The 21,988-nt window shown below is 38.4% G+C and carries 11 protein-coding genes; all 11 read left to right on the forward strand.

The genetic code is table 11. The features are described 5' to 3' along the window. The first annotated feature begins 6 nt into the window (after positions 1-6). The 11 genes from AC3ITD_RS05585 to AC3ITD_RS05635 all read left to right on the forward strand — a co-directional run bounded on the left by AC3ITD_RS05585 (position 7) and on the right by AC3ITD_RS05635 (position 21,970). A complete protein-coding gene (locus tag AC3ITD_RS05585) occupies positions 7-1,089 on the forward strand; it encodes a glycoside hydrolase family 88/105 protein (protein WP_489364733.1) in 1,083 nt (360 codons plus the stop codon). Beyond that, on the forward strand, positions 1,089-3,098 hold the full coding sequence (locus AC3ITD_RS05590) for a polysaccharide lyase family 8 super-sandwich domain-containing protein (protein ID WP_489364735.1): 2,010 nt from the start codon (positions 1,089-1,091) through the stop codon (positions 3,096-3,098). Before AC3ITD_RS05585 ends, AC3ITD_RS05590 begins: the two co-directional genes overlap by 1 nt. Next, complete coding sequence (locus AC3ITD_RS05595) at positions 3,095-4,024, forward strand: alpha/beta hydrolase (RefSeq protein WP_489364738.1); 930 nt, start codon at positions 3,095-3,097, stop codon at positions 4,022-4,024. The genes AC3ITD_RS05590 and AC3ITD_RS05595 overlap by 4 nt, the downstream gene beginning before the upstream one ends. Before the next feature lie 27 nt (positions 4,025-4,051). Next, the gene (locus tag AC3ITD_RS05600; RefSeq protein WP_489364740.1) at positions 4,052-4,690 is read left to right on the forward strand and encodes a ChbG/HpnK family deacetylase; all 639 of its coding nucleotides are present in this window, start codon (positions 4,052-4,054) and stop codon (positions 4,688-4,690) included. Between the two features lie 100 nt (positions 4,691-4,790). Beyond that, a complete protein-coding gene (locus AC3ITD_RS05605) occupies positions 4,791-5,978 on the forward strand; it encodes a right-handed parallel beta-helix repeat-containing protein (protein ID WP_489364742.1) in 1,188 nt (395 codons plus the stop codon). Between the two features lie 11 nt (positions 5,979-5,989). After that, positions 5,990-8,362 (forward strand): alpha-L-rhamnosidase-related protein, encoded by a 2,373-nt coding sequence (locus AC3ITD_RS05610; protein ID WP_489364744.1) that lies wholly within the window; start codon positions 5,990-5,992, stop codon positions 8,360-8,362. A gap of 174 nt (positions 8,363-8,536) precedes the next feature. Continuing rightward, positions 8,537-12,658 carry a hybrid sensor histidine kinase/response regulator transcription factor gene (locus AC3ITD_RS05615; protein ID WP_489364747.1) on the forward strand — a complete coding sequence of 1,374 codons (4,122 nt, stop codon included), beginning with the start codon at positions 8,537-8,539 and terminating at the stop codon, positions 12,656-12,658. A gap of 353 nt (positions 12,659-13,011) precedes the next feature. Further along, on the forward strand, positions 13,012-16,269 hold the full coding sequence (locus AC3ITD_RS05620) for a SusC/RagA family TonB-linked outer membrane protein (RefSeq protein WP_489364749.1): 3,258 nt from the start codon (positions 13,012-13,014) through the stop codon (positions 16,267-16,269). 11 nt (positions 16,270-16,280) lie between these two features. Continuing rightward, entirely contained in the window at positions 16,281-18,287 is a 2,007-nt protein-coding gene (locus tag AC3ITD_RS05625; RefSeq protein ID WP_489364752.1) for a RagB/SusD family nutrient uptake outer membrane protein, read from the forward strand. A 207-nt stretch (positions 18,288-18,494) separates the two neighbouring features. Next, complete coding sequence (locus AC3ITD_RS05630; protein ID WP_489364754.1) at positions 18,495-20,726, forward strand: glycoside hydrolase family 3 N-terminal domain-containing protein; 2,232 nt, start codon at positions 18,495-18,497, stop codon at positions 20,724-20,726. A 20-nt stretch (positions 20,727-20,746) separates the two neighbouring features. Then, positions 20,747-21,970 (forward strand): glycoside hydrolase family 88 protein, encoded by a 1,224-nt coding sequence (locus AC3ITD_RS05635; protein WP_489364756.1) that lies wholly within the window; start codon positions 20,747-20,749, stop codon positions 21,968-21,970. The last annotated feature ends 18 nt before the right edge of the window (positions 21,971-21,988 follow it).

Genomic DNA, 21,988 nt, shown 5'->3' on the forward strand with positions numbered 1-21,988 from the left:
AAAAACATGTTAAAGAAAATCGGCATTCCAGTATTATTGATTGCAGTGATATTGATTTCAGCTTGTGCTTCCCTTAAGAAAAATACCCCGGAGCTTGATCATAAATCTATTGAAACGGCCATGCAAAAGGTATTCAATTGGCAAATTGCCAATCCGGTTGTAGGCAATGCGAAAAATCACGACGATTGGGCAAGAGGCGTATTTTATGCGGGAATTATTCGTGCATACGAAACCACAAAAGATAAAAATTATTTCAACGAGGCTGTTCGCTGGTCGGAAAGTTTGAATTATAAATTAGCAGAACGGTATCGCCATGCCGATGATCATACCCGTGGGCAAACCTACTTGGGAATTTATGCCGTCACGAAAAATCCAAAAGCAATTTTGGATACCAAAAGTGTTTTTGATTCCCTAATCAGCAACCCCAAGCCAGGCAGAGAAGAATGGTGGTGGTGCGATGCCCTTTTTATGTCTCCACCAGTTTTAGTACGGTTGGCTGAAGCCACTGGAAACCAGAAATACAACGAGTTTATGAGCAAAATGTGGTGGGATACCACCGACTTCCTTTTTGATCAGGATGAAAATCTGTTCTACAGGGATAAAAGCTTTTTTCAGCGCCGATCACCTAATGGAAAGAAAATATTCTGGTCCAGAGGCAATGGATGGGTATTAGGAGGCTTGGTTCAGGTATTGGAGCATTTGCCAAAAGGGGATCCCAACTATAAAAGATTCGAGGATTTGTATTTGAAGATGGCAAAGAAAATAGCAGGTATTCAACAGGAAGATGGCCTTTGGCGACCAAACCTTGCTGATCCTGCAGAATATACTAATAAGGAAACCAGTGGATCAGCATTTTATGTTTTCGCCCTCACCTGGGGAATCAATCAGGGATATTTGACTAAAAAGGAATACTTACCAATTATTTTGAAGGGATGGAGGGGACTGAACGCTCAAGTAACGCCTGAGGGAAAACTAACATGGGTACAGAAAATTGGATCGAAACCTGAAACAGTAAAAAGTGAGGACAATCAGGAGTATGGTTCCGGGGCGTTTTTGATGGCTGGTGCCGAGCTTTTAAAAATTAAATAATGCAAAAATTTAAACTTGGTTGGTTATTGGTAGTATTGACTTTGGGCTTTCAAGTAGCTCAAAGTCAGCTGCCATATCATCAGGTAATCAATAGGTACAAAGCTTTTTTAATTGACTTAGATACAACTTCGACTCAGAGCGTAAAAAACTGGTTAGCCACTGTAGATGAGAGTGGAAAATGGGGGGATGTGGATTATAGAGATCAAAATTCATCCTCATGGAAAACCACTGAACACCTCGATCGGTTGGTAAAAATATCTGTAGCCTATCAAAAAAGAGGAAGTCCGTTCTATCAGAATGATTCAGCAAGAAAGGTCATTTCCAAGGCCCTGGATCATTGGATGACCAAAGTTTACAGAAATCCAAACTGGTGGTATAACGAAATTGGTGTGCCGCAGTTTTGGCGGGATATAATCACATTGGACGGGGATTTCCTGAAAGGCCAGCAGCGTACCAAAGCATTAAATGTTTTGCGACAGTTTAAACTCAAGCCGAATTTTACCGGTGCCAATTTAACCTGGAGCGTCGATCTTAGTCTGCATTATGGTTTGTTTACCCAGAATGACTCATTGATAATCCAGGCGACCAAATTACTGGCCAAGGAAATCAAGGTCAGCAATGGCGAGGGCATAAGGCCTGATTTTAGTTATCACCAACATGGTAGCAGGTTGCAAACCCACCACTATGGCGCTGCTTTTTTGAAAGAGAATATTAGGTTGGCCTATGAACTGAATGGAACTCCCTGGGCATTCCCAGCAGAAAAAATAGTCGTGCTGAAGGATTTTTTATTAGAAGGGTGGCAATGGACGGAGCGTGGCATTTACCTTACCCCAGGCAGTATTGATCGGGCAGTAAGCCGTAAAGGTTTTTTAAAGCAGGATATTTCCAGGTTGATCCCTTATTTATCTCAACTCGATAGGGGATACAGAAGCCTGGATTTTGATGCAATGCTTCAAGTCCAAAAAGGGGGTAAGCAGGGTTTAAAAGGCTTTAAATATTTCCCTTTTTCGGATTTTGCTGCCTATCAGCAACCTGAATTTAGTTTTTTCCTCAAAACCATTTCCAATAAAACGGAAGTAACCGAACGAATCAACGGTGAGAACCAAAAGGGTACTTTCCTGAATTTAGGAAATACTTATTTTATTAGAAACGGAAAAGAATATACTGATTTGATGCCGTTTTGGGACTGGAATAAATTGCCGGGTGTAACAAATTTTGAATCTGCTACAAGTATTTCCCGATCAGGTTTTGCGGGAGGGGTGCAGGCGGATGGCAGTGGTGTTGTGGTGATGGACGTTGAGACGATAGGATCAGATTCGAAGCTTTCTGCAAGCAAATTTTGGTCGATGCATAAGGGCAGGGTGTTCTGTTTAATTGCAGACATCGCTTTAAAAGGATCTGCTGATAGCATTTTTACCACATTAGAGCAAAGCCGAATCCAGGGATTAACGTTCTTAAATTCTGTCGATAATATTCTTATCACCAATGCTATAATGGAACCGGTAAAATGGATACACCACCATGGTTTAACTTACATTCCGTTAACTCAAGGGCTAATGGATCTGAGCGTTGGGGGGGTAAAGGGAAGCTGGTCGGACCTATCGAAATCAGGATCAAAGGATATAGGAGAAGAAAAAGTTTTTAAATTAGTGCTCCATCATCAGAACAATACATCTGCAGCCTATATGGTTGATGGCATAACGCCCTTAAATCAGGTTCAAAAAAAACTAGCCAGACCAGACTGGAAGATACTGCAAAATACCAGCATTTGTCAGGCCATCAATTTCAGTGATGGCATTACGATGGCTTCATTCCATCAGAAAAATACTTTAAAGCTTCCAAAAACCATCATCAGTGTAGACAGAGCCTGTCTGATTTTAATCGATTCAGATAAGATATATGCAAGTGACCCACTTAAAATTGGCGGAAAACTGGAAATCCAGATAAGTGGAAAAAAATTAAGGTTTGATCTTCCTGCAGACGGAACAACGGTAAATCAAAATTTATGAAAAAAAGAATTGCTATAACATCCTTGCTGTGTTTGGTCATGGTATTTATGGCTTGGTCACAGGAAACGATTCTATTATATAACGCTACTATACCCGGGTCAAAAACGGATGCCAGTTATGTGGAAAAGGAGCACAGAGGCGATGACGGAAAACGCTATATTTCTTTTGTTAGCGAACCAAGCCTGACTGTTTTTGTGCCAGACAAAGGAACTGCGAACGGTGCTGCCGTAATCATCTTGCCGGGTGGGGGTTACCAGGTATTGGCTATTGAACATGAAGGAGAGGAATTAGCCAAAAGGTTTAATGAATTTGGGATAACGGCTTTTGTGGTGAAATATCGCTTGCCTAATGATGCCATTATGAGAGATAAAAGTATGGCGCCATTGCAGGATGCGCAACAGGCAATGATTTTGGTGAGAAGCCAGTATGCCAAATGGAACTTGGATAAGAATAGGATAGGGGTGGTAGGCGCATCTGCCGGAGGACATTTAGCTGCGTCCCTGGCTACTCATTTCGGTCAGTCTTATGTGCCCAATCCGTTAAAGGTTAACCTTAGGCCTGACTTTATGGTGCTGCTCTATCCGCGAATTTCGTTTGAAGTTGGCGTAGAATCAAGTTCAGCTAAAAACCTGCTGGGCCCTGAATTTAAAAAAGATAAAATGGCTTTTTTTTCTGTCGATAAACACGTTACTGCTAATACCCCGAAAACATTCCTCCTTCATGCCTCTGATGATCCGGTGGTCAAAGCTGAGCATAGTATTTTATTTTATCAGGCTTTGATTAATAAAAAGGTTCCTGCGGAAATGCACCTTTATCAAACAGGCGGCCATGGGTTTGGCTTAAATAATAAAACAAATAACGACGACTGGTTTTTAAGGCTTATCAGCTGGTTGAACTCAAATCAAATCATTTCAAAGAAAAATTAATCCAATAAAAAATCCTTATACCGATACATGGGCAACATTATTCTCACTTCAGACGATTTTGGGTTAAGCAAGATATACAACAGAGAAATTTTACTGGCTTTACAGTCTGATCTGCTCACATCAGTATCCATTATGGTTGATGGACATCTATTTAGGCAACAGCAACAGGTGCTTACGTTAAAATTACTTGCAAAAGAAAAAAATGTCAGTTTAGGCTTACATCTGGAGATTGGCATCAATCAGAGTGATATCAGGGAATTGTGCCTCAGTCAATGGAATAAATTTATAAATATACTCGGTCTTGAACCAGATTATATCGATATTCATAAAGATCATCTGTTCAGAAATCATTATGATGATATTGCTGGTTTTTGTATAGAAAAAAAGGTGGCCTTTAGAAAATACAAGGAAACAACGGTTAAACTTAAAGCGCCAGACGACATGTTCATTGCCTCCTCAGAGAGTCTGAACAGTATTGAGGAGCGGCTGAATGTAATGAAATCGAATGAAACACTCGAAATGGTATTTCATCTTGGTATGTACGATGAAGATGTGGTTTCATCCTTAAATAAAGAACGGGCAGAAGACCGTAAGAAATTGGAATGGGCACACCAGGTAATCAATAAGCTGGGGCTCAAATTAATGAGTTATAATCAACTGAAGTAGAATTTCGTTTATGAAAAAGATTATCTGGTTGTGTATTGCTGTGTTTTGCTTAAACCAATGTTTCGCTGCTAAATACTATTGCAGCCCAAAAAATGGCAGAATGGCAAACGCAGGGACATTTGACTCCCCCTGGAGTACGCTGGATTCGGTATTCCTAGCCAACAAGAAGTTCCTGCCCGGAGATAGCATCATCTTGCTGTCTGGCAATCATGGCAATCCGGTTATTTCTGGCAACTTAAAGGGTAATCAACCCATTACGATTCTGCCAGGAGAAAGACAATTTCCCCGGGTTAATAGTCTGCAGGTTACAAATGGGAAATATTGGAAAATCTACGGCTTAAAGGTTTGCCCTGATGAAACCGGACGGCTTGAAAAACGGGATTTTATAGCCATTAAAGCGAATTCCAGTTTTATTTTGATTGAAAATTTTGATATCAGCTCAACAGATAGCTGCGTGAATAACTGGTCGGTATCAAAAATGTTGACCAGGGCAGGTTTGGGAATAAGGGTAGAGGGTACAGATTGTTCGCTTATCAATAATACCCTGAAGCAGGTGAGTTTTGGCATTGTGGTTGCAAAAACGGCAATAAGGACCCAGGTCAGTGGGAATATCATTTACGGGTTTCTTCATGATGGCATTAGAGGTTTATCAGATGATTCAGTATTTGAGTTCAATCTGGTTGCAGGTTCCTACGGAATTGACAACAATCATGATGATGGCTTTCAGAGCTGGAGCACCGATGCACAGGGAAAGGTTGGAATGGGCAAAGTGTCAAATGTAATTTTAAGAAACAATATTTTTATCAGTCAGCTTGATCCTGATCAGCCTTTTCCGCAGGAAACCGGAATGCAGGGCATTGGTTGCTTCGATGGGTTTTTTGAAAACTGGACTGTAGAAAACAATGTAGTTTTAACCAATATGTGGCACGGCATCTCCTTCTATGGTGCCAAAAATGTTAAAATCGCTAACAACACCGTAGCGAGTAACCCATTTGTTGGAAAACCATTTATTCCTTGGATCGGAATCTATAACCACAAAAAGTTGGGCCTAAGTTTGGGGAACACTGTCATGAATAATTTCGCAACCGGATTCAGCGAAATGAAGGGCGTAATTGCTGAATCAGGGAACATAAAAGTAGATGGTAAAAAATTAAATGAGTATTTTGAGCACTGGAAATCCTTTGATCTCCAACTGAGATCAAAAGTGAAAAACAGCAGTAAAGTTGGCGCAAAAATCGAAAAATTGCCCAAGGTCAATTCCCAGTTATACCTGTGCGATTACGAATAAAAATATTTAACATGATCTCCTCCAAAGAACTGCTTTTCTTACTTTCTTTTGTTTGTTTTGGCATTTTATCCAAAGCACAAGAGGTTCAGATTAATCCAGAGCTATTAAAGAACCAGTGGACAGCCTATTGGATTACCTGTCCAAACGTGCCTCAACGCGATTACGGCGTTTATCATTTTCGCAAAGATTTTGCCTTAAATAAAGCTGTCGAAAAATTTATTATTCATGTTTCAGCCGACAACAGATACCGCCTGTTTGTAAATGGACAGGATATTTGTAGCGGCCCTGCACGTGGCGATTTGTATAATTGGTATTTCGAAAGTATTGATATTGCTCCATATTTAAAAGCAGGTCATAATGTAATTGCTGCACAGGTTTGGAACATGGGTACGCTTGCGCCTGTAGCTCAAATATCAAACCAGACTGCATTTGTGCTGCAGGGTGATACAGAACAGGAATCCATAATCAATACCAATTCGGGTTGGAAAGTAATTCAAAATAAAGCTTATAGGCCTTGCTCTATTGATAACGGAGAACGGCTAAAAACTTACATGGTGATTGGCCCGGGTGATGAGGTAATGGGCGGAAGATACCCCTGGGGATGGGAAATGCCCGGATACAATGCGGCAAACTGGTTAAAACCCCTACAAGTTGCAAACCCGGTTACGGTAGGCTACGGTACAGATAACCAATGGACTTTGGCTCCGCGAAATATTCCGTTAATCACCGAGAAACAACAGCGTTTCGGAAAGATTGCCCGGTTATCAGGGTTACAAAACTCAAATAATTTCCTACATGGTAAAGCCTCATTAACTATACCTGCCAATAGCAATGTCAGTATTTTGATCGATCAGAATTTCAACACTGTCGCTTACCCTGAGCTGATATTAAGCAAGGGAAAAGGTTCTTCTGTTAAGGTTACTTATGCAGAGGCGCTTTTTAAAAACGGCATTAAAGGCAATCGAAATGATATTGCCGGTAAAGAAATTGTTGGCAACTTTGATATTTTCCATCCCGATGGTGAAAACAAAAGATTATTCAGGCCGCTATGGCTGCGAACCTATCGCTTCGTTCAACTAGATATCGTAACCAAAGCACAGCCGCTAATTATTAATGATTTCTATGGTATGCAAAGCGGCTATCCTTTTAAAGCAGTGGCGAGCTTTACCAGTAATGATGAATCTTTGCAGGATATTTGGAATGTAGGGTGGCGAACCGCTGGACTGTGTGCTGGAGAAACCTACTACGACTGCCCGTACTATGAACAGTTGCAATACGAAGGAGATACCCGCATTCAAGCACTTATATCGTTGTATGTAACTGGTGACGACCGGTTGATGCGTAAGGCGTTACTGGATTTTTACCATTCCAGAGTTCCTGAAGGACTTACTCAGGGCAGGTATCCGAGTAACAGGCTACAGGTGATTCCACCATTCTCGCTTTACTGGGTTTCCATGATTCATGATTACTGGCTCCATCGTGATGACGAAGCTTTTTTAGAACAGTTTCTGTTGCCCATGGAAGAGGTTTTAAAATGGTATGAAAATCAGATCGATCAGAAAAAACAAATGCTTGGGCCAATGAAATGGTGGAACTTTACCGATTGGAACACTGCATTCAACTTTGGAGTACCTGATGGCGCAAACGATGGAAACTCCTCCATTATAACTTTTCAATATGTTTATACCCTAAGGCAGGCAGCTAAAGTATTTCAGCACTATGGTAAAAATGAGCAGGCCCGGCATTACGCTGAAATTGCCGAACGTCTGGGGGCAGCATCATACAAATTGTGTTTCGATTCAAAAAAAGGCGTAGTAGCTAATACTCCGCTAAAAGATAGCTTTAGTCAGCATGCCAGCATCATGGCTGTGCTGGCGGGCGCAGTTCCTGGGGAGGAAGAAAAGGTTTTATTAAACAAGGTTTTGATGGATACAACGCTAAGTCAGGCTACCTTTTACTATAGGTTTTATCTAAACCAGGCTTTAAAGAAAGCTGGAATGGCAAACTTATATTATGCTCAGCTGAAGCCATGGAGGGAGATGTTGCAAAACGGATTAACCACATTTGCGGAAAATCCGGATCCTACCCGGTCAGATTGCCATGCCTGGAGCGCCAGCCCGAATTACGATTTTCTGTCCACCATTTGCGGGATTATGCCGGCTGATGCCGGATTTAAACGCGTATTGATTCAGCCGGCTTTAGGTGAATTAAAGCAAGTCACTGCTCATATGCCTCATCCCGCTGGAATGATTAACCTTTCCCTAAAAAGAAGTGGCGAAGGAATAGAGGGCGACGTAGAGTTGCCAGCAAATCTTTCAGGTGTATTTAAATGGAATGGTAAGGAAGTTCAATTAGTTGGTGGTGCTCAGAAAATAAAATTTTAAAATCCGGAAATGCCCACCATCATGAATTCCTGATATGCTTAGATGTCTGATTAAAAGATAATTTTCCGTCCAAAACTTCTACAATTACTTTTACTTAATCAATTTGTCATACCAGATTTTCTATATATATTGTAGTATATCAAAATAATTCCTAACCAAATCACACCCTAGTTTATGCTTGTCAAAATCTGCTCGGCACTGTTGATTTTTATCATCTCACAATGTGGTTTTTTGCACGCCCAGGATTTTAATATCAAGTTTAAGCACTTATCCCTAAAGGAAGGATTATCTCAAAGCCCTATATTTTCTATCTTTCAAGATCAACAGGGGTTCATGTGGATTGGCAGTAGAAGTGGTTTAACAAGGTTTGATGGTTATGAATATAAAATATTCAATAACTATGATACAGAAAAGCCAACTAGCCAGCGTGATGTCAACTCTATGTTCGAAGATGATGATCATAACCTTTGGCTGGCAACTTCTGGTGGGTTATATCAGTTTATAAGACATACGGAAAAATTCCTCAAAATCCCAATGGATAGTGTCAGATTCACCTCTGTACTTTATCCCGCAGGTAAAAATATAATTTATATTGCTACTGATAAAGGAATCAGGTTACTAGACTGTAAAACCAAAAGAGTTAAAAATTTTGTTTCGCAGATGCAGAGCGGTTCGTTTGTACATGCGATTTGTAAAGACAGAGGTGGTAGCTTATGGTCTGGCTCTGCAGCAGGTTTGAAAAGATTTGATGCAAGAACCGGCAAAATGCTGTCAATTCCGGCTAGCCTACAAACTAAATTGAATGCTCCGGTAAGAAGGATTGTGGGTATAAAAGAGGATTTTGATGGAGACATTTGGTTCGGAACTGAAGATTCTGGATTGTTTTGGTATAAAAAATCAACAGGTGAATGTTTAAATTTTTCTCATACTTACGGAGATAAAAATGCTATACTCTCTGATTTTGTGAGAGACATTTTTGTAAACAAACCCGATGAGCTTTGGATAGGTACACGTAATGGGTTAAGTATTTTCAATAAGGAAACAAAAAGATTTTCTAATTATGAGCATCGTAGTGAGGATAAGGGAAGTTTAAGCTACAATACCATATGGAAAATAATGAAAGATAGAGCCGGAAGTATTTGGCTTACTACCTATGCAGGCGGATTAAATATTTACAATCCCATTAATGCGAATTTTACTAGCATAAATGAACGAGTTGGAAACGGAATAGGTTTAAATAAACTGCTTGTAAATGCCATCTTAGGAGATCCTGATGGGGGTATATGGGCGGGGACAGATGGAGGTGGATTAAATTATATCAATACCATGAAAAATATTTCCAAATATTTTTCCGTACAAGAAATAAAAAAAAATAGAACCAGCAATATTGTAAAAGGTTTAGCAAGAGATAAATTTGGTGATTTGTGGCTTGCTACGCTAGATGGAATTGCAAAATTCAGTAAAGCAACTGGTAAGGTCAATTATATTGATTTCAAATCGAAAAATAAGGTTTTTCGTACCAATGGGCTGTTGTGTACTGATGAGGGAATTTGGGCAGCAGGGGATGTAGATGGATTGAAATTTTGGGGTTACGATGGAAGAATTAAAGAATATCGTTATTCAGTTGGTGCCAATAGTATCAGTAGCAACCATGTCAATAGCTTATTGGAAGATGTCGATAAAAAGGGAATTTGGATAGGTACAAACAATGGTCTTTGCTACTTGGAAATCGCAACTGATAAATTTACTCCTTATAAACTTGATATTGATAAGGGTATTTATACAAATGACATCGTTACAGCAATATATAAAGATTCTAAGCAGAGAATGTGGTTGGGTACGCATGTAGGTTTGAGGTTGTTTAATTATAATTCGGCTAAGGGGATGATCATTACACAAGCCGATGGCCTGGCTGATAACATTGTTCAATCAGTAATTGAGGATAATCTGGGAAACATCTGGACAAGTACCAATAATGGCATTTCTAAAATAACTTTTAGAAAAAATGTTTTAAAACCAGGTATTAAGGATTATAAAATTTCCACCTACACAGCTGTTAACGGATTATCGAGTAATTTGTGGATGGCGAATGCAGTATATAAAAGTAATACTGGTCAGATTTTTTTTGGCGGAGTAAATGGAATCAATTCATTTGATCCCACTAAAATTATTAAGAATATCCATAAGCCCTTGGTTGTAATAACTGATTTTTTGATCAGAAATGAATCTGTTATTGTTAATGCTGCAGGCTCACCACTTACTAAGCCAGTCGAATTTACCAATTCAATTGTACTTAAATACGATCAAAATTCAATCTCATTCAAATTTTCCGCACTAAATTACATCAACTCGCAAAAGAATAGTTACGCCTACAAAATGGAAGGACTAAGCTATAATCAAGACTGGAACTACATCGGTGGGCAGCGATTGGCAGTATATACAGGATTAGCTCCGGGAACCTATACTTTTAAGGTAAAAGCAGCCAATAATGATGGCGTTTGGAGTAGATCGCCAAGAACTATAAAGATTACCATTTTGCCTCCTTTATGGCTTACCTGGTGGGCATATGTATTTTACGTGCTTGTTTTTTGTACAGTATTCTATTTGATTGTTAGATTTTTTAGGAGACAGGAAAAGTTAGAGCGAGACCTATATTATGAACACTTACAGTTTGAGAGACAGCAGGAATTGCACCAAATGAAATTGAGTTTTTTTACTAATATATCTCATGAAATTAGAACACCTCTAACATTAATTGCTGCACCTATTGAGAAATTGGTAATGGAAACGGAGAAAAACTCTTACCTGAACAGGCAATTGAGTATGATTCAAAGTAATACCAATAGGTTATTAAAGCTCATCAATGAACTGATGGATTTTCGTAAAACAGAAACTGGTAAGATGGCATTGAATGTTCAGGAAATGGATATCAATGCTTTTGCTTTGCAGGCGTTTGACTTTTTTACGGATTTGGCAAGTGCCAATCATGTTAATTACTCTTTTCATGGACTACAAGAGCCGGTTTTAGTTTACTTTGATCATAACCACATGGAAAAGGTATTATTCAATTTATTGAGTAACGCATTTAAATTTACACCCTCACATGGTGAAATCAAATTAGTTGTGGCCAAAACAAATGATAAAGTTGAACTGATCATCATTGATAATGGGCCAGGCATTCCACAAGAAGACCAGAAGGATATTTTTACGGATTTTTACCAAGGTGGCGCCCATAATCCCAAACACATTGGAACGGGGATAGGACTGGCATTTTCTAAAAGTATAATCGATTTGCATCATGGTGAAATATCTTTTACCAGTAATACGGAAGGCTCATTAAATAAACGGGAAACCACATTTAAAGTCTCCTTGTTAATGGGAACTAGCCATTTTGTAAACGGAGAAGTAAATAGTATAGAAAGTCATAAAATTTCAGATTTATTTAATCAAGTGTTGGATGTAAATATTGATCATCAGATTTCTGAAAATATAGCTTCAGACGCTGACGCTTCAAAAAGACTGATTTTGGTCGTAGAAGATAATCATGAGGTTCGCGGGTTTATCATTGAATCGTTGAAAAATCATTATCAAGTAATAGGCTGTGAAAATGGTAGGAAGGGTTTCGATTCAGCGACGGCAACAATCCCTGATTTGATAATTACTGATGTGATGATGCCAGAAATGGATGGATTAGAACTATGTGCCAAAATAAAATCAGATCAAAGAACAAATCATATTCCGGTTATTTTACTTACTGCCCAAGCTGCACCCATACACCAAATTAATGGGTTGGAAAATGGCGCTGATTTATACATTGCAAAACCTTTTAGTTTGCAAGTACTTCAACTCAGCATTAAAAACCTTTTGGCATTGCGAAGCGCCATGCAAAATAAGTTTAGTGAGCAAGTTACTTTGTTGCCCAAAGATGTAGTCATACCTTCAAGCGACGGTAAATATTTAAGTAAATTAATCAATATCTTAGAAGATAACATGGAAAACGCTGCTTTTGGAGTGGCCGAACTTGCAGCAGAGATTGGCATGAGCCAACCCGTATTATACAGAAAGGTTAAGGCTTTAACTGATCTTTCTGTAGCAGATTTTATTAAGTCTATCCGCTTAAAAAGAGCCGCTTTGTTACTGGTGCAAAATAAAATGAGCATTGCTGATGTTGCATTTGCTGTAGGATTTAATAATCGCAAACATTTTAGCAAAGAATTCCGCAAACAATTTGATTTAAGCCCAACCAATTTTATCATCCAACAAACCCGAGTAGAATTAGAAGAGGAAATGGAATAAATAATACCTATCCATTATCAGTTTTGTTGGCTACGGTTATGTATTAATAATAATATTTTTAGCTTGAAGTTTTGATTAATTCCTTTCTTGTTAATTTATTAGAGGAAAGAAATCTTTCCATTGGATGATACAAGATTTTTAAGCTAATTTTTTTTCATTTCAACTGTCTCGAATGATTTGATACCCCATTTATTTATGTTTACTACCCCTTCTTACAATTTTAATTATGAAAATTTGTATAGTTGGCACGGCATATCAGCCAAGAGAATAAAATGATTTTACTATTTATTTTGTAAATCTGATGTCCTGCCACTGAATGAACAAACAACAAAACTAACCAAATTGAACAGCTTATGATTAGAAGATTACTCTTGCTAATAAGTGTATGCTTATCAGTAAACTTCTGCTCCGCACAAACCCGCCAATTAACTGGCAGGGTATTAGAAAGCGGAACCGACGAAACCCTCCCAGGAGCCGGTATAAAAATTAAAGGGACAACTAAAAGTGTGACTACAGATGCCAACGGAAAGTTTAGCATTACCGTACCGGGTAGCACAACGGTACTAGTTGTTTCTTATATTGGTTTCATTACGCGGGAAGTTAGTGTAGGTACCAGCAACCAGATCAGCATTTCATTAAAACCTGTTTCAAATACTATGGATGAGGTAACGATTATTGGATATGGAACACAATCTAAAAAGGATAACACGGGTGCGGTAACGAGTTTCGACGCGGAAAAACAATTAAAAGATATTCCCAATAATTCTGCGGAACAAGCTTTAGTGGGTCGTTTAGCAGGGGTGCAGATTGGCGCTTCCGAAGGATCATTAGATGCAGATTATCGTATCGTAATACGTGGAGGTGGATCAATCACCCAAGATAATTCTCCTTTATACATTATTGATGGTATTCAAGTAGAAGATGGTTTAAAATCGCTTTCCCCTCAAGATATCGAACGTATCGATGTACTTAAAGATGCATCATCAACTGCTATATATGGTTCTCGAGGTGCCAATGGTGTAGTATTAATTACCACGAAAAGCGGAAAAGCGGGAACAACAACTGTTTCATACAACGGAATTTTTGGGATTAATAAATTAAATAGCACTTTACCTGTAATGACACCTTATGAATTTGTAGTTTATCAGTGGGAACGTACAAGGATAGAGAGTGCCGCTAATCAAACTTCTTTTTCTGGTATTTATAAGGTAAATACTTTTGCAGATATAGACAGGTTTTACAACGTGAATCCGGTTAATTGGCAAGAAGAAGTGATGGGTAATAATGCTCAAATGCTGACCAATAATGTAAGCATAAACGGTGGAAAAGGAGACACCCGTTTTAATTTTAGTTACACCAATAACAACCAGGACGGGATAGTACTTAACACGGATTACAAGAGAAACATTTTCGCACTCAAACTCGATCAAAAAGTAAGTGATAAGTTAAGAGTTTCGTTTACTACGCGTTATACAGAAACCAGTACAAATGGTGCAGGCCTTTCAGATGCTGGTAACGCCCAAGTGAATGGGCTGCGTAATTTTGTGAAATACAAACCTTATTTAAATGATAATGAAAGTGCAGAAGAATTTGACGAAGAATATTTCAACCTTACCAATCAAGGCGGAGGTCTTGGGCTTCAAAATCCGGTAGCATGGTCACTGGCAAAATATCGTAAAGGGGCTACTTCTATTTTTAATCTCGGTGGTAACTTAAACTATAAAATAATTAAGGGACTATCTTATACAGGTACTGCTGGTATGAACAATACCAATCTCGATATTAAAGGTTTTAATGATGTATTAAGAAGCATAGGGAATCCGAGTACCACATTTACTACCTCTAAAGATAGGACACTGAACTGGTCTAACGTATTAAATTATAGCAATAGCGAAAGCAAATCGGCATTCTCAAAAAAGAATTCGATTACCTTATTGGCAGGACAGGAGATTTACATCTCGCAAAGCGATGATTTAGAAAACCGTTTCAATTTGTATCCCAGAGGTATCACCGCTGATGTGGCGTTAAGCCAACTTACACAAGGAACTGTTGTACCAGGTTATCCAAATAGGTCCTTAATTAAAAGCACACTGTTCTCCTATTTCGCTCGTGCGAACTATTCATTTAACAGCAGATATTTAGCATCTTTTACTGTGAGGGCTGATGGTTCATCTAAATTCAGACCGGGTAATCGTTGGGGATATTTCCCATCTGCAGCAGTAGCTTGGACTTTTTCAAATGAAAATTTCATGAAGGACGTGAAATTCATCTCCAATGCAAAATTAAGGCTAAGTTATGGTACCTCAGGTAACAATAGAATTCCTGACTACCTCTACCAAACTACCTATCAGGCTGATGTACTCTATCCATTAAACAATAGTTTAACCACATTTGGGTATAGTGCAGTAGGATTAGCGAATCCAGATTTGAAATGGGAAACGACAGTTTCCAGAAACATTGGCCTGGATTTATCTTTCTTTAAAAATCGATTGCAATTCACCGCAGAGTTTTACAGCAACTTAACCAATGATGTAATTACTAGAGTCCCGGTTTCTACAACATCTGGATATTCTACCCAATTACAAAATACAGCCAATACAAAAAACAATGGACTTGAGCTGCAATTATCTGGTGTAGTAGTTAAAGCTAAAAACTTCAACTACTCTGCTGATTTTAACATCTCATTCAACAACAACACCATTCGCTCTTTAGCAAATGGACTTGATTATTATCTGCAAAGTTCAAGTTGGTCTAACCTGGTTAGCAATGGCGATTATATTGTAAAAGCTGGCGGCAAAGTTGGTGCAATGTGGGGTTTTGTTGCTGATGGTTTTTATACAGTAGATGATTTTGATGTGACCCCGAACACGGGCACAACTGCTGCCGCTTTTCCATTTATATATAAACTTAAAAGCGGAGTAGCAGATCCATCAACCTCTTTTTCTTTGGCGCAGCCTGGAGCAATGAAAGTGAAAGATACAAATGGTGATGGCTTTATAACCGAAGCAGATAAACAGGTAATCGGCAACGGAATTCCAAAATTCTTTGGAGGTTTTAACCAGCAGTTTAGCTATAAAAATTTCGATGCAAGTGTATTTGTCAACTTTTCTTTTGGTGGAGATATCTTAAATGCAAATAAAATAGAATTTACCAATGGATACCTAAACAATAACAACCTGTTAAGCGAAATGGCAGACAGGTGGAAAACGATTGATGCAAGTGGCAATCTGATCCAGCGTGTTTCCGGAACAAATGTTATTGGTGTCGATCCAGAAACAATCAGAGCCACCAATGCCGGAGCCACATTATTTCAACCTGTTCGTAGTACACCAGGTTATTATTTAACAAGTTACGCAGTGGAGGACGGTTCGTTCTTGAGGTTAAATAACATTACTGTTGGATATACATTTAGTAAAAGTCTACTGAGTAAATTAAAAATAAAGCGTCTTCGTGCTTATGCGACAGTAAATAATATCGCCATTCTTACAAACTATTCTGGATATGATCCAGAGGTAAATACACGTCGTTCTACCGGTGTTACACCTGGGGTAGATTATTCTGCATATCCTAGAAGTAGAGGCTACATCTTTGGTTTAAATCTGTCTTTATAAAATTATAGAAAATGAAAACATATCATAAATTTATATATATACCAGCAATACTGTTCATAATCGGAACGGTATCATGCAAAAAGTTTCTTGATCAGCAACCTGTTTCAGCTACACCAGAAAATATCCTTTTTAACAATCCAAATAGCGCATTACAAGCTGTTCTTGGTGTATATGCGATAATGTCTGGAGATGCAGGTTATGGCACAAGGCTAAGCATTGCTTATCCTTTCGATACCGACGAAATGATTGGTAATATCAATGGGGTTTCTACCGAAGATCAGCGAAGACTAAGTGCATACGACATTCTTCCGAGTAATAGCTATTTAACAAGTACTTTCAATGTATTGTATACTGGCATTGAGCGGGCAAACGTATGCATCAAAAACATTCCGTCAATGAACCTTTATACCAATGGTTCTGATGCGCAGAAGAGAGATTTAATGCGTTTGCATGGCGAGGCACTAACGCTTAGGGCTTTATATTACTCGGAGCTGATCAAATTATGGGGAGATGTTCCCGCGATTTATCAGCCATCTGCAACCGCAGAAACATTTGATGTGCCAAAGACCGACAGAGATCTTATCTATGATAAAATATTGGATGATTTAGCTTTAGCCGCTACATTAGTGCCATGGCGTACACAACCAGGGGCAACAAACGATGAACGCTTGTCTAAAGGTGCGGTAAAAGCAATAAGAGCTAGAATTGCATTATTTAGAGGTGGCTATTCTTTACGCAGAGATAGCCGACAAATGGAAAGAAGACCAGATTTTTTAAAATATTACACTATCGCAAAAGATGAATGTGCCGAAATCATCGCTAGTACATATCATAATTTAAACCCAAGTTTTCAGGCAATTTGGCAAGATTTTATACTGGATGGTAAAATTGAAGCCAATGAAGTATTATTTGAAGTGGCAATGGAGGGTAATAATGCAGCATCCGACTCTAGAATAGGCACATGGAATGGGATTAGATTAACGCTTGGTACCACAGTTTCAGGTAACAATAGAAATTACGTTACTCCATCTTTATTTTATCAGTTCAACCCCTATGATAAACGTCGTGATGTATCTATTGCACCATTTAATTATACAAATGGAACTTACGTAGGTAGCTCATTATCGGCAGCTGCGGATGGAAAATGGAGAGTAGATTGGGTAACTCCGGCAATTACTTCAGCCAGAACCTATTATGGAATTAACTGGCCGATTATGCGTTATGCTGATGTGTTGTTAATGTTTGCGGAAGCTACCAACGAAGTAAATAATGGCCCTACTGCTGAAGCTATTGACGCTGTAAACCAGGTGCGTAGAAGAAGTTGGACCGTTGGTGCTTTAAAAACAATTACAGTAGTTAATGGAGGAGCAAATTACACTACTGCCCCAACAATAGCCATAACTGGTGGGGGAAATGGTAGTGGGGCTACTGCGGTTGCTACAGTAAGTGGCGGTAGAGTTACTGCGGTTGATATAGTAAGTGCTGGAAGTGGTTACACTTCTGCGCCAACAATTACATTTACCGGAGGTGGTGGTACTGGCGTAACAACTTCCTCAACTTTAACAACCACCGCGGAAGGAGAATTATCCACTGCTGAAACTGCTTCTAAAACAGCTTTTTTAAGTGCCATACAAGATGAAAGGTTGTTTGAATTTGTTGGAGAAGGCATACGCAAATACGACTTGATCAGATGGAATTTATTATCTGCCAAAATCGCTTCAACACGAGCTGAATTAACAAAAATGATTAATAGAACTGCTCCATATGATCAGTATGCGCAAAGAATGTATTTCAGAACAAATTCTACCACACTTACATGGGGTAACTCTTTTTACAAACCATCTCCGGCATCGTTGACAGGTTTTACGGGTATTAACTGGCTAGCTGGAATTAACTCTGGTAACTCTGTAGAGAAATTTGCGGCAAATTTTGTACCGAATAAATCAGAATTATATCCTATTGCTACAGCGATTATCGAAGCCTCACATGGTGCGATGACACAAGATTATGGTTATTAACAACGATCAAATATTAAACTGGGGTTTGCAGGTGAGATTGCCTGCAAATCTATTTTTCCATATTAATTAGACTGGAGCTATAAAATATTAATAGTTAAAGTGCCATAAAAACTTATAGTATAAGCCTCAATGCAAATCAGACGATATATTGTGTTCAAAATTACCCTCCCTTCTTTATTTATTTTGATCATGTTTTTTTATTGCAACATGGTTTTTGCTCAATCTCCGTATCAAAATTCTAAGTTATCAGTAGAAACCCGTGTTCAAGATTTACTAAATAGAATGACACTAAAAGAGAAAGTTGCCCAAATGTGTCAGTATGTTGGTCTTGAGCATATAAAGAATGCTGAGAAAAAACGAATTGCGAATAAAAAGCTTTCTAATGATGCGCAGGCTTTTTATCCCAATCTTAAAGTCAGCGATATTGAACAGAAAATTATTAATGGTGAAATTGGATCATTTTTGCATGTACTTACTGCTAAAGAAGCAAATTATCTACAGTCACTTGCCCAAAAAAGTCGCTTAAAAATTCCATTGCTTATTGGAATCGATGCTATACACGGCAATGGCATGGTAAAAGGAAGTACAATATTTCCATCGCCAATCAGCATTTCATCTTCATGGGATATCTCTTTGCAAAAAGAAATCGCGAAAGCTACAGCCAAAGAAATGAAAGCTACTGGTTCTCAATGGGCATTTAGCCCCAATTTAGATATAGCCAGAGATCCGCGTTGGGGGAGAACAGGTGAAACATTTGGAGAAGATCCTTATTTAGTTTCCCAGATGGGGGTGGCCACAATAGAAGGTTTGCAAAATGCTGGGGTTGCCGCAAGCGCAAAGCACTTAATTGCTGGCAGCCAGCCTGTTAATGGATTAAATAAAGCGCCGAGCGATATATCTGACCGTACGCTGAATGAAATTTTTTTACCTCCATACCACGCTGCAGTTGCTGCTAATGTAATGACCATTATGCCAGCTCACAATGAGTTGAATGGTATTCCATCTCACGCTAATAAACCATTAATGGAAGATCTATTGAGAAAAAAATGGGCTTTTAATGGTTTTTACATTAGTGATTGGATGGATATTGAGCGTATGGCAGATTTACATCGTACAGTATCAAATGATAAAGATGCTGTTTTAGCTTCTGTTGTTGGAGGGATGGACATGCACATGCATGGTCCTGATTTTTTTAATAGTGTTTTGCAATTGGTTAAGGAAGGCAAACTTACTGAAGAACGAGTTACCGAGTCTGCAAGAAGGATTTTGGAGGTGAAATTCAAGATTGGTTTGTTCGAAAATGAATTTGTTGATAAAGATGGACAAATAATATTTTCAAAAGAAAATCAGGATTTAGCCTTAGATGCAGCAAGGAAGTCAATCGTTTTGCTTAAGAATAATGGCATTTTGCCTTTACAGGTAGGTAAATATAAAAGAATATTGGTTACAGGCCCTAATGCAGATAATCAGGCAATGTTGGGAGATTGGACACAACAACAGCCCGATGAAAATATTACAACAGTATATGAAGGCGTTAAGGCAGCAGTACCGAAAGGCTGCGAAGTTATTTTTCTTAACTCTGGAAAATTTATCCCAGAATTGAAAGATAGTTTATTAGAGGATGTTGCAAAAAGTGCAAAAGATTTTGATTTGATAATTGCAGTAATAGGAGATAATTCACTTCGTTTTGAGGGAAATAAGAGAACTGCAGGAGAAAATACAGACTTAGACGATATCATTTTACCTGGGCTGCAACCGACATTCTTGAAAGACTTACATGCTAGCGGAAAGCCTGTTATTGCCGTAATGATTAATGGAAGACCACTTGCCATTCCCTGGTTAGATGAAAATTTACCTGCCATTGTTGAGGCATGGGAACCTGGCAGTTTTGGCGGTAAAGCCATAGCTGAAATATTATTCGGACAAGTAAATCCATCTGGAAAACTAACAGTTAGTTTACTGAGAAATGTAGGCCAGATAGGAAATTATTACAACCATAGGCCTTCTCAATATGCTTTGAAATATATTGGCAAAGCTACCGGACCATTATATCCTTTCGGATTTGGACTAAGTTATACAAGTTTCACTTACCACAACATTCAGTTAGATAAATCAGTAATTAAAACTATCCAGCCCGTAAAATTAACCATTGATGTTACCAATAATGGCCAGATAACTGGGGATGAGATTGTACAACTTTACGTAAATGGTTCTGTAAGTGCGGTTAGCAAGCCTGTAAAAGAATTAAAAGGTTTTCAGCGAGTAACACTTAAAGCTGGTGAGACCAAACAAGTTGTTTTTAATTTATCTCCAGAAACATTCAAAAGTTATGACATCAACTTGGATTATGTCGTCGAACCAGGAGAATTTAAAATCCTGGTAGGTGGTTCATCTGATGATAAGGATTTGCAGGAGGTTAAAATACAGATAAATAAGTAAAATTATAATCAATTTAAAAGATGAATACAAGACTTTTAATAATCATATTCTTAGCTTTTTTTGGGTTTTCGGCTAAAGCCCAGAAAGCTAATTCCTTAACTACAAAAAAGGAGTTAGTTTCATTAATTGATCAAAAATTAATTCTTGCTGCTGATCAATACAAATATTTTACCACCCAAGTAGTAGATTCTCTTTTTCCAAAAACGCTAAAAAAAGATGGAACCCTAGAAAGCAGCAAAAGCTATTGGTGGTGCAGTGGATTTTTCCCAGGCACTTTACTCTACTTAAATGAGAACAAAGCTGATGTTGTTTTAGGTAAAGAAATTACGCATCGATTAAAGTTATTGGAAAGAGAAAAAAACAATAAAGGAACGCATGATTTAGGATTTATGATGTATTGCAGTTACGGCAATGCGCAACGATTAACGCCAGATCAAAACTATCAAAATATCCTTGTTCAAAGTGCAAAGTCGTTATCCACTAGATTTAATACCACGACAGGCACTATTCGTTCGTGGAATGCTAAAAAACCCGGAGATTTCATTGTAATTATTGATAACATGATGAATTTGGAGCTTTTGTTTTATGCAACTAAGGTTACTGGTGATTCATCATTCTACAAAATAGCCGTCAGCCATGCTGATCAAACCCTAAAAAATCACTTCAGAAAAGATTACAGCTCTTATCATGTGGTTGACTATAATCCAGCAAACGGTGCTATTACAGAAAAGAGAACTCACCAAGGAGCTGCAGATTCTTCAGCATGGGCTAGAGGTCAAGCCTGGGGGCTGTATGGTTATACTGTTATGTACCGTGAAACAAAGCAGCAGAAATACCTTGATCTGGCAAATAATATTGCTGAATTTATTTTACATCATCCTAACTTACCAAAAGACAAAGTCCCTTATTGGGACTTTGATGCGCCAGGAATTCCAAATGCATTAAGAGATGCATCTGCTGCGGCTGTAATGTCTTCAGCATTAATTGAATTGGCTACCTATAACAAAGGCATAGCTAGTAAAAAGTATTTGAGCGCATCAGAAGAAATGATTACATCTTTATCAAGTGAAACATACTTTAATAAATTCAAAGATGATAAGGGGTTTTTGTTAAAACATAGCGTTGGAAGTTTTCCTCATCATTCAGAAATCGATGTGCCACTAACCTATGCTGATTATTACTATGTGGAAGCTATGATGCGTTATAAAAGAATAGCTGCAGGAAAAAACTTTTTGGGAGAATAATATGAACCTATCAACAGA

The organism is Pedobacter sp. KH_004 (genome assembly GCF_057840755.1).